Source organism: Streptomyces sp. CB02400 (genome assembly GCF_001905725.1).
In the GTDB taxonomy this organism is placed as follows: domain Bacteria; phylum Actinomycetota; class Actinomycetes; order Streptomycetales; family Streptomycetaceae; genus Streptomyces; species Streptomyces atrovirens.
The window spans coordinates 1-12,343 of record NZ_LIWB01000025.1 but is presented as its reverse complement, the minus strand read 5'-3'; the positions used below and the strand labels follow the sequence as shown (position 1 = coordinate 12,343).

At 70.8% G+C, this 12,343-nt stretch carries 14 protein-coding genes; 7 read left to right on the top strand and 7 right to left on the bottom strand.

Annotated elements, in window-relative coordinates; translation table 11 throughout:
- Positions 1-65 precede the first annotated feature (65 nt).
- The 3 genes from AMK33_RS36800 to AMK33_RS36790 all read right to left on the bottom strand — a co-directional run bounded on the left by AMK33_RS36800 (position 66) and on the right by AMK33_RS36790 (position 2,880).
- Positions 66-800 carry a transglycosylase SLT domain-containing protein gene (locus AMK33_RS36800; protein ID WP_073937424.1) on the bottom strand — a complete coding sequence of 245 codons (735 nt, stop codon included), beginning with the start codon at positions 798-800 and terminating at the stop codon, positions 66-68.
- 341 nt (positions 801-1,141) lie between these two features.
- Positions 1,142-2,185: an S-adenosylmethionine:tRNA ribosyltransferase-isomerase gene (locus AMK33_RS36795; RefSeq protein ID WP_073937423.1), complete on the bottom strand. Its 1,044-nt coding sequence runs from the start codon at positions 2,183-2,185 to the stop codon at positions 1,142-1,144.
- Positions 2,182-2,880 (bottom strand): SDR family NAD(P)-dependent oxidoreductase, encoded by a 699-nt coding sequence (locus tag AMK33_RS36790; RefSeq protein WP_073937422.1) that lies wholly within the window; start codon positions 2,878-2,880, stop codon positions 2,182-2,184. Before AMK33_RS36790 ends, AMK33_RS36795 begins: the two co-directional genes overlap by 4 nt.
- 247 nt (positions 2,881-3,127) lie before the next feature.
- Between AMK33_RS36790 and AMK33_RS36785 the strand changes: the two genes are divergently transcribed.
- The 3 genes from AMK33_RS36785 to AMK33_RS36775 all read left to right on the top strand — a co-directional run bounded on the left by AMK33_RS36785 (position 3,128) and on the right by AMK33_RS36775 (position 5,311).
- A complete protein-coding gene (locus AMK33_RS36785) occupies positions 3,128-4,273 on the top strand; it encodes a GAF domain-containing sensor histidine kinase (RefSeq protein ID WP_073937421.1) in 1,146 nt (381 codons plus the stop codon).
- Positions 4,266-4,907, top strand: a complete 642-nt coding sequence (locus tag AMK33_RS36780; protein ID WP_073937420.1) for a response regulator — start codon at positions 4,266-4,268, stop codon at positions 4,905-4,907. Before AMK33_RS36785 ends, AMK33_RS36780 begins: the two co-directional genes overlap by 8 nt.
- Positions 4,908-5,065: 158 nt before the next feature.
- Positions 5,066-5,311 (top strand): chaplin, encoded by a 246-nt coding sequence (locus AMK33_RS36775; protein WP_073937419.1) that lies wholly within the window; start codon positions 5,066-5,068, stop codon positions 5,309-5,311.
- Positions 5,312-5,556: 245 nt separating this feature from the next.
- On the opposite strand, the gene AMK33_RS36770 is transcribed toward AMK33_RS36775, so the two are convergent.
- A complete protein-coding gene (locus AMK33_RS36770; RefSeq protein WP_073937418.1) occupies positions 5,557-6,339 on the bottom strand; it encodes a hypothetical protein in 783 nt (260 codons plus the stop codon).
- A 162-nt stretch (positions 6,340-6,501) separates the two neighbouring features.
- Between AMK33_RS36770 and AMK33_RS36765 the strand changes: the two genes are divergently transcribed.
- From AMK33_RS36765 to AMK33_RS36755, 3 genes are all read left to right on the top strand, one after another.
- A complete protein-coding gene (locus AMK33_RS36765; RefSeq protein WP_073937417.1) occupies positions 6,502-7,299 on the top strand; it encodes an ABC transporter ATP-binding protein in 798 nt (265 codons plus the stop codon).
- A gap of 93 nt (positions 7,300-7,392) precedes the next feature.
- Positions 7,393-7,824, top strand: coding sequence for an NfeD family protein (locus AMK33_RS36760; RefSeq protein ID WP_073937416.1), 432 nt, complete (start codon positions 7,393-7,395; stop codon positions 7,822-7,824).
- A 147-nt stretch (positions 7,825-7,971) separates the two neighbouring features.
- A complete protein-coding gene (locus tag AMK33_RS36755; RefSeq protein WP_073937415.1) occupies positions 7,972-8,922 on the top strand; it encodes an SPFH domain-containing protein in 951 nt (316 codons plus the stop codon).
- 113 nt (positions 8,923-9,035) lie between these two features.
- Here AMK33_RS36755 and AMK33_RS36750 read toward each other — a convergent pair whose 3' ends face one another.
- From AMK33_RS36750 to AMK33_RS36740, 3 genes are all read right to left on the bottom strand, one after another.
- Entirely contained in the window at positions 9,036-9,542 is a 507-nt protein-coding gene (locus AMK33_RS36750; RefSeq protein ID WP_073937413.1) for an HNH endonuclease, read from the bottom strand.
- A 211-nt stretch (positions 9,543-9,753) separates the two neighbouring features.
- Positions 9,754-10,293, bottom strand: coding sequence for a YbhB/YbcL family Raf kinase inhibitor-like protein (locus AMK33_RS36745; protein ID WP_073937411.1), 540 nt, complete (start codon positions 10,291-10,293; stop codon positions 9,754-9,756).
- Between the two features lie 42 nt (positions 10,294-10,335).
- Positions 10,336-11,118 (bottom strand): sporulation protein, encoded by a 783-nt coding sequence (locus AMK33_RS36740; RefSeq protein ID WP_073937410.1) that lies wholly within the window; start codon positions 11,116-11,118, stop codon positions 10,336-10,338.
- A 189-nt stretch (positions 11,119-11,307) separates the two neighbouring features.
- On the opposite strand from AMK33_RS36740, the gene AMK33_RS36735 reads away from it, so the two are divergent.
- Positions 11,308-11,949 carry a DNA-3-methyladenine glycosylase gene (locus tag AMK33_RS36735; RefSeq protein WP_073937408.1) on the top strand — a complete coding sequence of 214 codons (642 nt, stop codon included), beginning with the start codon at positions 11,308-11,310 and terminating at the stop codon, positions 11,947-11,949.
- Positions 11,950-12,343 lie beyond the last annotated feature (394 nt).

Genomic DNA, 12,343 nt, shown 5'->3' with positions numbered 1-12,343 from the left:
GCACCCCGTCAGGAGGGTGCCGCCCTTCGGCGTCTTTGGTTCGCGAGAAGAGGTCCGCGCCGACCTCAGTACGCGCTGTCGACGTTGTCCATGGTGCCGTACTTGTCGGCCGCGTAGTTGCAGGCGGCGGTGATGTTGGCGACCGGGTCGTAGATGTTCTTCGAGGTGCCCGGGACGTGGTAGGCCTCGAACGTCGGCGGGATCACCTGCAGCAGGCCCTTGGACGGGATGCCGTTCTGGGCGTTGATGTCCCAGAGGTTGATCGCCTTCGGGTTGCCGGAGGACTCCCGCATGACGTTGCGGTGGATGCCCTCGTAGGAGCCTGGGATGCCGTGCTTCTTCATGATGGCCAGGGACTCGCGGATCCAGCCGTCCAGGTTGTCGCTGTAGGTCTTCTGCGGGGCGGCCTGCTTCACCTCGGCGCGCTCGGCGGCACGGCTGGCGGCCTCCTCGGCCTGGCGGGCCTTCTCCGCCTTGGCCTCCGCGGCGGCAGCGGCGGCCTTCTTCTCGGCGGCGGCCTGGGCCGCGGCCTCCTTCTTCGCCGCGATCTGCTCGACCTTGACGCTGGAACCGGCGAGCTGGTCGGTGACGCTCGCCTTGACGTCCTGGATCGGCTCGGTGCTGTACGCGACCTTCGCCGTGGGGGCGGCGACCTCGGCCGTGGTGGCCGTGGAGGCGTTGCTCGGGACGGCCGAGAAACCGATGGCGGCGGCGCCGAGGGCCGCGACACCGGCGACGGCGATCTTGTGGTGACGGGTCAGGGCACGACTATGACCACGGGTGAGGATGTTCTTGGACATGCGGGATGGACCTCTTCGAATAGCGCGGAGGTCGCTCAACGTCCGGTGGGGACAGGGTGCTTCCGGCACAAACGCCGCGGGGAGATACCCACGGCGCTGAGCGACGCAGCCATTCTTAGCGGCCGCAAAATTGCGGGGCAAAGGTGTGACGTACGAAGCCGGGTAGTGGATCAGGGAGGGGCAAACCGGGGCAGAGGGGGCCGTATGTCCCGCTCACGCGGGCGGTATGTCTCTCCTAATCCTCTTCGTACGTGATGTGCGCCCTATGCCCGGCCTCACACCGGCCACCCCCCGCCCTCACCGGTGGTTGCTGGAGCAATGCTCTGTGTGAGGGGGTTCGGTCACTCCGGCAGAACCAGGTGCACATCGCCGAACTCGTGCCACAGGTAGCGCCCGCGCAGCGCCTCCTCGTACCCCCGGTCGATCGCCGCCCGGCCCGCGACCGCCTCCAGCATCAGCAGGTGCGAGGCCTCCGGCTCGTGCAGCCCGGTCAGCAGCCCGTCCACCACCCGCACCCCGCGCTCGGGCGTCACCACCAGATCGGTCCACCCCGCACGGGCCCGCACCACACCGTCCGCACCGGCCGCCGACTCCACCGCCCGTACGGCCGTCGTCCCCACCGCGATCACCCGGCCACCCCCCGCCCGCGCCGCCCCGATCAGCCGCGCCGACGCCTCCGGCACCACGAACCGCTCCGGATACGGCGGCTCGTGCGCCTCCGCCGACGCCACCCCCGTGTGCAACGTGACCGGGGCGAACTGCACCCCCCGGCTCACCAGCTCCGCCACCATCCGCGCGGTGAACGGACGCCCCGCACTCGGCATCTCCGCACTCCCCGCACCGTCCGGCGACGGCAGCGCGAACACCGTCTGGTACGCCGACAGCGGCTGGTCCCGCTCCGTGTACGCGTACCGGATGGCCCGCCCGTGCTCCCGCAGCACCCCGAGCACGTCCCCCGACACCCACGCCCACCACAGCCGCTCCCCGCGCGCACTCAGCGGCTCCTCCAGCACCAGCCGCACACCCCCGAACAGCCGCACCTCTGTACCCGCGGGCGCCCCCGCGCGCGCACGCGTGGTGCCGCGCCCGTTGGGATCCCGCAGCTCGACCGCCCACCGTCCGTCGTCACCGCGCGTGGAGAAATGCACCACCACGCGCGCGTGCCCGATCCACCCCCCGACGGCCGCCGCCAGCGTCGGCGAGGTGTTCACCACCAGCAGGTCCCCGGCCCGCAGCAGCCGCGGCAGCTCCACGAAGGCGTGATGCGAAACCGCCGTGCCCCGCGACACCAGCAGCCGCACCGAGTCCCGCTCAAGACCCGGCCCCCGCTGCTCCACCGGCACCCGCGCGGACAGCTCCTCCGGCACCTCCACGGCCACGGTCATCGCCGCTCCTCCAGCAGCGCCGGGGCGCCGTAGCGACCGCTCGCCGGCCGCTCGTCCAGCAGCCGCAGGAAAGCGGGCACCACAGTGGCCGGCTCAGGACGCGGATCGTCGTCGTCCGGTACGGCCGCCGCGTACAGGTCCGTCGCCATGTCCCCGGGATCGACCGACCACACCCGCAGCCCCGGCTCCTCCACCGCCAGCACCGCCGCCAACTGGTCCAGGGCCGCCTTGGACGCCCCGTACCCGCCCCACGTCGGATACGCCTCCGCGGCGGCGTCCGAGCTGACCACCAGCACCGCCCCGGCCGCCGCCGACCTGAGCAGCGGCAGCGCCTCCTGCACCAGGCCCAGCGCCGCCACCAGGTTCACCTCCAGCGCCCGCCGCAGCCCGTCCAGCGGCAGCTCCTCCAGCGGGACCAGCGGCTCGGCGCCCAGCGCGCTCGCGTTGTGCACCACCAGGTCCACCCCGCCCAGCCGCCACGCCGCCGCCACCAGCTCCGCGCGGTGCGCCGCGTCCGTGACGTCCCCGGGCAGCACCGTCACGCGCGTGCCGTGCGCCGACACCAGCCCCGCCGCCTCCGCCAGCGGAACCGGGTCCCGCGCGTCCAGCACCAGATCCCAGCCACGCTCCGCCAGCCCCCGGGCGAGCGCCTCCCCGAGCCCCTTCGAAGCCCCCGTGATGATCGCAACCGGCATGGCAACCGTCCCCTCGTCCTCGGACGCCGCTTGATCGGCGTGCCCTCAACCTAGGGACCGGCCCGCCGCCACCGCCTCGGGCCCGGGACGCAACGCCCCGGGTCCCTTCGCCCTACGCCACCGACCCCGGTCCCGCGGTCCTACGCCCCGACCGGGACGGCGGGACCTCCGACCTAGGTCCCGCGGCCCGCCCGACGGCCGCCACACGTCCGATCCCGCTGTCACCGCCCGCCGGTACCGTGAGGACATGAGCCACGGCCCCCGGTCCGGCCTCGCCGCGGTGAGCTCCGCGTTGCTGGCCATGAGCAGGCACCTCGAGGTGCGCGACGTCCTCAAGACGATCGTCGCCTCGGCCCGCGAACTCCTCGACGCGCAGTACGCCGCGCTCGGCGTGCCCGATGACCACGGCGGCTTCGCCCAGTTCGTGGTCGACGGCGTCAGCGACGACGAGTGGAAGGCCATCGGCCCCCTCCCGCGCCAGCACGGCATCCTCGCCGCGATGCTCAATGAGGCCACCACGCAGCGCCTCGCCGACGTGCGCCGCGACCCCCGCTTCGGAGGCTGGCCCAGCGCCCACCCCGATCTGGTCGACTTCCTCGGCCTGCCCATCCGCGACGGCGACGAGGTCATCGGCGCCCTGTTCCTCGCCAACAAGAGGTGCCCCAAACCCGAGGGCACCTGCGGCTTCACCGAGGACGACGAGGAACTGCTCGGTATCCTCGCCCAGCACGCGGCGATCGCCCTGACCAACGCCCGGCTCTACGAACGCAGCCGCGAACTGACCATCGCCGAGGAACGCTCCCGCCTCGCCCACGAGCTCCACGACGCCGTCAGCCAGAAACTCTTCTCCCTGCGGCTCACCGCCCAGGCCGCCGCCCGCCTCGTCGACCGCGACCCCTCCCGCGCCAAGGGCGAGCTCCAGCAGGTCGCCGCCCTGGCCGCCGAGGCCGCCGACGAGCTGCGCGCGGCGGTCGTCGAACTGCGCCCCGCGGCCCTCGACGAGGACGGCCTCGTCGCCACCCTGCGCACCCAGATCCAGGTCCTCGACCGCGCCCACACCGCGCGCGTGACCTTCACCGGGCACGGCGTACGCGCCCTGCCCGCAGCCCAGGAGGAGGCGGTGCTGCGCGTCGCCCAGGAGGCACTGCACAACGCGCTGCGGCACTCCGGCGGCGACCACGTCGACGTCACCCTGGACCGCCGCGGCGGCGGAGCGGTCCTGCGGGTCAGCGACGACGGAGGCGGCTTCGACCCGCGGATCGTCCGCCGCGCGGGCCGCCATCTGGGCCTGGTCTCCATGCGGGACCGGGCGAGCGGGGTCGGCGGCAGGCTGACCGTGGAATCGGCGCCCGGCAAGGGCACCACGATCGAGATGGAGGTCCCCGGTGGCTGACGCAATCAAGGTGCTGCTGGTCGACGATCACCAGGTGGTACGCCGGGGGCTGCGCACCTTCCTCGAGGTGCAGGACGACATCGAGGTCGTCGGCGAGGCCGCGGACGGCGCCGAAGGGGTCGCCCTGGCGGGGGAGCTGGGGCCCGACGTCATCCTCATGGACGTCAAGATGCCCGGCATGGACGGCGTGGACGCGCTGCGCCGGCTCCGTGAGCTGGAGCACCCCGCGCGCGTGCTGATCGTCACCAGCTTCACCGAGCAGCGCACGGTGGTCCCCGCCCTCCGCGCGGGCGCCGCCGGTTACGTGTACAAGGACGTCGACCCCGACGCGCTCGCCGGAGCCATCCGCTCCGTGCACGCCGGGCACGTCCTGCTCCAGGCGGAGGTGGCCGGCGCGCTGCTGTCCCAGGAGGAGACCGGCTCAGGCACGGGACGCGCGGGCTCCCTCACCGAACGGGAGCGCGAAGTGCTCGGGCTCATAGCGGACGGCCGCGCCAACCGGGAGATCGCCCGCGCCCTGGTGCTCTCCGAGAAGACCGTGAAGACCCACGTCTCGAACATCCTGATGAAACTCGACCTGGCGGACCGCACGCAGGCCGCCCTGTGGGCCGTACGCCATGGCCTGAGCGGCTGACCCGTGACGCCTCGGACCGGCCGGAAGGTTCCCCTCCGATCCGAGATTCATACCGTAGTGGGAATGTCCCTCGGACGGCCGTATCCCTTGTCGTCTCCGGCCGTTCTCCAGTGCACGCCGCGGCGCCTGCCGCGGTCATCGCAAGGAGGGCTCGGAAAGTGAAGAACCTGAAGAAGGCAGCGGCCGTGACGATGGTGGCCGGCGGTCTGCTCGCGGCCGGTACGGGGATGGCCTCCGCCACCGACGGCAGCCACGCCGACGGCACGGCCGTGGGCTCCCCGGGCGTCGTCTCCGGCAACGTCGTCCAGGTCCCGGTCGACGTCCCGGTCAACGTGTCCGGCAACAGCATCAACGTCATCGGCGTCCTGAACCCGGCCTTCGGCAACACCGCCGTCAACCACTGACGCGCACCCCCACAGCCCCGGCCGCCCGCCCCCCACCGAGCGCCGGGGCTCGGCGCTGTCCCGGCACATGCCGCGTGACTACGGACAGCCGTACCACCCCCCGACGTCACTGCGGGCAATCGTGCCGCCGGGGCGGCACGGGCGGGCGCAGCGGCACCCCGCAAGCGCCGGGCGGCGCGACCCACCCCCGCCCCGCACCAACGCCGGCCACCGCACCAACACCGGCCACGCAAACCCGGGGCACCTCACCCCACCCCCCGCTCCTCCACAACGGAGTTGTACGCGGCCACCTGCGCCCGCCGAGCCGTCCGCTCCACCGGCCGCAACGCCCCCGCCCGCGCCGAAATCTCCGAAGCGCTCACCGCACCCCCGTGCCCGTGCGCCCCCGCCAGCGAAACCAACGCCCCCACCCGTTGCGCCAGCTCCAGCACCCGCACCGCCCGAGGCGGATACCCCGGCGCCAACACCTCCCGCCCCCGCAGGGCACGCGCCCGATACGCCTCGATCGCCGCCTCCGCCACCGGCCCCGACCCGGCCACATCCAGCCGCGTCAACACCTCCGTCGCCTCCCGCAACGCCTCCGCCAGCTCCCGCTCCGCCTCCCCGAGCGACGGCACGTCCGCCGGCGGCGCCGCCCGCACCGGCAGGCAGTGCCACACCACCTCCACATGCACATCACCCGAGGGCCCGGCCTCGTACACCTCCGGCACCAGCCCGACCGCGGCCCCGGAACAGACCACCGCCTCCTCCGCCTCCAACGCCCGCGCGTTGAACTCCGGCGGCCCGCTCAGCCCCAGCGGATGCCCCGGCGCCGGCAGCGCCACCCGCAGCCCGCTCACCCCCAGCGTCCGCAGCCGCCCCAACGCCAGCGTGAGCCCCACCGGCGCCGACTCACCCGGCAACCCCTCCACCCGGTGCACCGCGTCCTCCCCGACGATCGCGAGCACGGCGTCATCCGGTGAGACAAGTCCGGCAAGAAGGGCGTTTCCCCAAGCGGCAAGGCGTCCAGAGCGAGGTTCCGAGAGCATGCGTACACCCTAGACAGAGCCCAAGAACCGGACCGGAGGAATGTCCGGGTCGACCAGTGGCGTAGATTTCATGATGGGCTGCGCCCACGGGTGCGGCGGACCGACCCACAGGCGTACGCGACAGCCGAGACCGGCCACACTGCAAGGGGAGACAACGCGCTCATGAGCGATGTTCTGGAGCTTCAGGACGTATCCGTGGTCCGTGAGGGCCGGGCTCTGGTGGACCAGGTCTCCTGGTCGGTCAAGGAGGGCGAGCGCTGGGTCATCCTCGGCCCCAACGGCGCCGGCAAGACCACCCTCCTCAACATCGCGTCCAGCTACCTCTACCCCAGCAAGGGCACCGTCAGCATCCTCGGCGAGACCCTCGGCAGGCCCGGCACCGACGTCTTCGAGCTGCGCCCCCGCATCGGCATGGCCGGCATCGCCATGGCCGACAAGCTGCCCAAGAAGCAGACCGTCCTGCAGACCGTGCTCACCGCCGCCTACGGCATGACCGCCGGCTGGCAGGAGGAGTACGAGGACATCGACGAGCAGCGCGCCCGCGCCTTCCTCGACCGCCTCGGCATGTCCGAGTACCTGGACCGCAGGTTCGGCACCCTCTCCGAGGGCGAGCGCAAGCGCACCCTCATCGCCCGCGCCCTGATGACCGACCCCGAACTGCTGCTCCTCGACGAGCCCGCCGCCGGACTCGACCTCGGCGGCCGCGAGGACCTCGTACGCCGTCTCGGCCGGCTCGCCCGCGACCCGATCGCCCCCTCCATGATCATGGTCACGCACCACGTCGAGGAGATCGCCCCGGGCTTCACCCACGTCCTGATGATCCGCCAGGGCAAGGTCCTCGCCGCCGGCCCGCTGGAACTGGAACTCACCTCCCGCAACCTCTCCCTCTGCTTCGGCCTCCCGCTCGTCGTCGAACAGGTCGGCGACCGCTTCACCGCCCAGGGCCTCCCGATGTCCTGATTCCTCCCGCAGCCCAAGACCCGGAGCCGCACGGCGCGTTCAAACCGATCGGCGCCCTGTCGGCGACCGGGTGTGCGGTCCTACCATGACCACGTGGACATCGACGCATGGCTGTGGTGGCTGATCGGCGCGGCGGTACTCGGCATCGGGCTCGTGATCACCGCGATGCCCGAACTCGGCATGCTCGCGGTGGGCGCCGTCGCCGCGGCAGTGGTCTCCGGCATCTTCGGCGGCGGCGCCGTCGCCCAGGTCGTGGTCTTCGCCGTCGTCTCGACCGCCCTCATCGCCGTCGTACGGCCCATCGCGAACAGACACCGTGCCGGGCGGCCCCAACTCGCCACCGGCGTGGACGCCCTGAAAGGGAAACAGGCCGTCGTCCTGGAGCGCGTCGACGGATCCGGCGGCCGGATCAAGCTGGCCGGCGAGGTCTGGTCGGCACGCGCACTCGACGCCGGCCGCGCCTACGAAGCAGGCCAGGAAGTGGACGTCGTGGACATCGAGGGAGCCACGGCCATCATCATGTGACCGGGCACGACACAACTGGGGCGAACAACCCCCCAGTTGCACCGATGGTCTGTCAGACTCGACCAGCAAGATCTTCAACAGAAGATCTTCCACAGGCACAAGAGCTGCCGTAGGCGCCGAGGCTAAGAAGGGTTCGGGGAACCGACGATGCAACCGATCATCATCGTCCTGATCATCCTGGTGGTGCTGGTCTTCATCGCCCTGATCAAGACGATCCAAGTCATCCCACAGGCCAGCGCCGCCATCGTCGAGCGCTTCGGCCGCTACACGCGGACACTCAACGCGGGCCTCAACATCGTCGTCCCGTTCATCGACACCATCCGCAACCGCATCGACCTGCGCGAACAGGTCGTCCCGTTCCCGCCGCAGCCGGTGATCACCCAGGACAACCTGGTCGTCAACATCGACACCGTCATCTACTACCAGGTGACCGACGCCCGGGCCGCCACCTACGAGGTGGCCAGCTACATCCAGGCCATCGAACAGCTCACCGTCACCACGCTCCGCAACATCATCGGCGGCATGGACCTGGAACGGACCCTCACCTCCCGCGAGGAGATCAACGCGGCCCTGCGCGGCGTCCTCGACGAGGCCACCGGCAAGTGGGGCATCCGCGTCAACCGCGTCGAGCTCAAGGCCATCGAACCGCCCACCTCCATCCAGGACTCGATGGAGAAGCAGATGCGCGCCGACCGCGACAAGCGCGCCGCGATCCTCCAGGCCGAGGGTGTCCGCCAGTCCGAGATCCTGCGCGCCGAGGGCGAGAAGCAGTCCCAGATCCTGCGCGCCGAGGGTGAGGCCAAGGCGGCGGCGCTGCGCGCCGAGGGCGAGGCCCAGGCGGTCCGTACGGTCTTCGAGGCGATCCACGCCGGAGACCCGGACCAGAAGCTCCTCTCCTACCAGTACCTCCAGATGCTCCCCAAGATCGCCGAGGGCGACGCCAACAAGCTCTGGATCGTCCCCAGCGAAATCGGCGACGCCCTCAAGGGCCTCTCCGGCGCCATGGGCAACTTCGGCGCGATGGGCGGCGGCAACGGCGCTTCGGGAACCGCCAACGTCCCTTCCCAGGAACGCCGCGAGAAGCCCTCGATCGACTGACGGGACCTGAAAGCACGGGGTTCCCCGCACTCCCTAGGGGCGCGGGGAACCGCGCGACCAGCCACAGACAACCCGCAGCCGGGCGGCGACCCACGCCTCCACGGCGAAGCCGTTCACGCCGCGTCCAGCGCCAACCACTCGGGCAACGCCTCGAACTCCTCGGCGCCCAGCGCCAACAACATCGCATCAGCCGGCGTCGGCTCAAAAGGCCGACGCAACAGCGGCATCCCCGCCTGCTCAGGCGTCCGATTCGCCTTCCGGTGATTGTCCTCCGCACAGGATGCCACCGTGTTCAACCACGTGTCCTGCCCACCGTGCGACCGCGGCACCACGTGGTCCACGGTCGTCGCCCGCCGCCCGCAGTAAGCGCACCGGTGCCGGTCCCGTACCAGGACACCCCGCCTCGACCACGGCGCTTGTCTTCGGAACGGCACCCTCACGTACTGGCAGAGCCTGATCACCCGGGGCGCCGGTATGTCGACCGCGGCTCCACGCATCCGCAGCTCGGGGTGGGCCTGCTCGACGACGGCCTTGTCCTGAAGCACCAGAACGACGGCTCGGTTCAGCGTCACCGTCGACAACGGCTCGAAGCTCGCGTTCAGTACCAGCGTGTCCCGCATACCAGCCCACCTCCCGTGTGCACCGGCCCACCCCTCGGCGGGCTGGGATCAACTCTGGCCGGGCACGCCGAGATGGACAACGCAATATCTGCTGCTCCTGCGGGAGGTGACCCCCGCGACCCCCGGCAACAAAAATGCCCGCCCCTGATCAATTCCAAGACCAGGGGCGGGCAAACGTTCCGTGAACGCTCGAGGCCGCGCGGGAAACCGCTCAGGACTCCGCGGGCACCTCGTACTCACCGATCAGCTGGGCACGCCCCAGCGTGTGGAACCGCAGGTTGAAGCCCACCACGGCGGGAGACGCGTCCGAGTCCGGACCGAGCTTCTCCTGGTCCACGGCGTACACCGTGAACACATACCGGTGCGGCCCGTCCCCGGGCGGCGGCGCGGCACCGCCGAAGTCCTTGCTGCCGTAGTCGTTGCGCGCGTGGACCGCGCCCTCGGGCAACCCCTCGAACTTGCCGCTCCCCGCACCGACCGGCAGCTCGGTCACCGTGGCCGGGATGTCGAACACCACCCAGTGCCAGAACCCGCTGCCCGTCGGGGCATCGGGGTCGTAGCAGGTCACGGCGAAGCTCTTGGTCTCCGGCGGGAACCCCTCCCACCGCAGGTGCGGGGAGGTGTTGCCGGCCGCGTGGACCTGAGCGTCCTTGAGCGTCGCCCCCTCCTGCACGTCCTCGCTCGTCACCGCGAACGACGGCACGGGTGGATGGAAGTCGTGGGGGAGCGGCCGCCGCTTGAGCTCGGTCACGTCGGTACCTCCTGATCGGTTGCGTTCAGTCGGAAACCGAGCCTAGAACCAGTTGCGCTTGCTGCCGACCTCCGACAGCCACTGGTTGAGGTACGCCGTCCAATCGGTCCCCTGGTAGTCGTTCAGCCCCACCTTGAAGGAACGGAACGTGTCGCTGCCCTCGCTGAACAGCCCCGGCTTCTTGTCCATCTCCAGCACGACGTCCATGGCCTGCTCGTCGGCCACGAAGCTCAGCTCGACCTGGTTCAGCCCCCGGTACTGCTGCGGCGGGAAGAACTCGATCTCCTGGTAGAACGGCAGCTTCTGCCGGGTGCCCCGGATGTGGCCGCGCTCCATGTCCGCGTTCTTGAAGCGGAAGCCCAGCTGGATGAACGCGTCCAGGATCGCCTTCTGCGCCGGCAGCGGGTGCACGTTGACCGGGTCCAGATCACCGGAGTCCACGGCCCGCGCGATCGCCAGCTCGGTGCTCACCCCGATGTTCATCCCGCGCAGCGGCTGCCCGTCGATCATCGTGATCGGCGTCTCCCACGGGATCTCCAGCCCGAACTGCACCGCGTGCACCGCACCCGCCTGGAGCTCGAAGGCACCACCCAGGCTCGACTTGGTGAACTCGACGTCCTGCTTGTACTCCTGGTCGCCGCTCTCCACCTCGACCTTGGCCTGCAGCCCGACCGACAGACCCTCGATCTGCTGGTTCACGGACCCGCCCTGGATCCGCACCTCACCCTGGACGACACCGCCCGGAACCACGTTGACCTCGTGCAGCACCGTCTCGACCGAGGCCCCGCCGGCACCCAGACTCGCCAGCAGCTTCTTGAACGCCATGTCTCTTCCTCTCCAGGCGACCCCCGTGGGCCACACCTGATCCGTCGTCCTGCGTCGAGTCGTACGTATGGACCCTTGATCCCTAACAACGCGATCCGGCCGTGGCCGGTTCCGCGTCCCACACCCTGGCAACCGCGGAGCCCGCTGACCACCCCGCGGCGCCGTCCGTCTCCAGTACCCTCGGACGGCATGATCGCGACCCCCGACCGTACGCCCCTGCCCAGAGAGTTCTTCGACCGCCCCGTCCTCGAGGTCGCCCCCGACCTCCTCGGCCGGGTCCTGGTCCGCACCACCCCGGACGGTCCGATCGCCCTCCGCCTCACCGAGGTCGAGGCATACGACGGTCAGAACGATCCCGGCTCCCACGCCTACCGCGGTCGCACCGCCCGCAATGACGTGATGTTCGGTGCGCCCGGCCATGTGTACGTCTACTTCACCTACGGCATGTGGTTCTGCATGAACCTCGTGTGCGGCCCCGAGGGCCGCGCGAGCGCCGTGCTCCTCCGCGCCGGCGAGATCATCGAGGGCGCCGAGCCGGCCCGCAGCCGCCGCCTTTCGGCCCGCAACGACAAGGAACTCGCCAAAGGTCCGGCCCGCCTGGCCACGGCCCTCGGCGTCGACCGCGCACTCAACGGCACGGACGCCTGCGCCGCAGGCGACACCCCGCTACGGATCCTCACCGGCACCCCCGTGCCCTCCGACCAGGTGAGCAACGGCCCGCGTACCGGAGTCTCCGGTGAGGGAGCCGTCCACCCCTGGCGCTACTGGGTCACCGACGACCCGACGGTGAGTCCCTATCGGGCCCACGTGCCGCGGCGCCGCCGAAGTTGACTCGACCTCGGAAGGTGCGTAATGTAGCCCGAGCCGCTTGAACCGGGTACGGCGATCGCCTGCAGCCGGAAGCGGCCAACCCACTACCTACGATCACCCCTCAGCGGGGTCGAATTCGTCATGTCCGCATGTCTGAATTCCGAACCGCAGAGCCCGATTATGAATCGAGCGGGGAAATCGGTTAACGTAGTGAATGTCGAAAGGCCGACAGGCGGAAGCCGAGGGCTCGACGGCATACCCCGCCGACCGGGAATCAGGCCCGAAAGGATCTGATAGAGTCGGAACCGCCGGAAAGGGAAACGCGAAAGCGGGAACCTGGAAAGCACCGAGGAAATCGGATCGGAAAGATCTGATACAGTCGGAAACGCAAGACCGAAGGGAAGCGCCCGGAGGA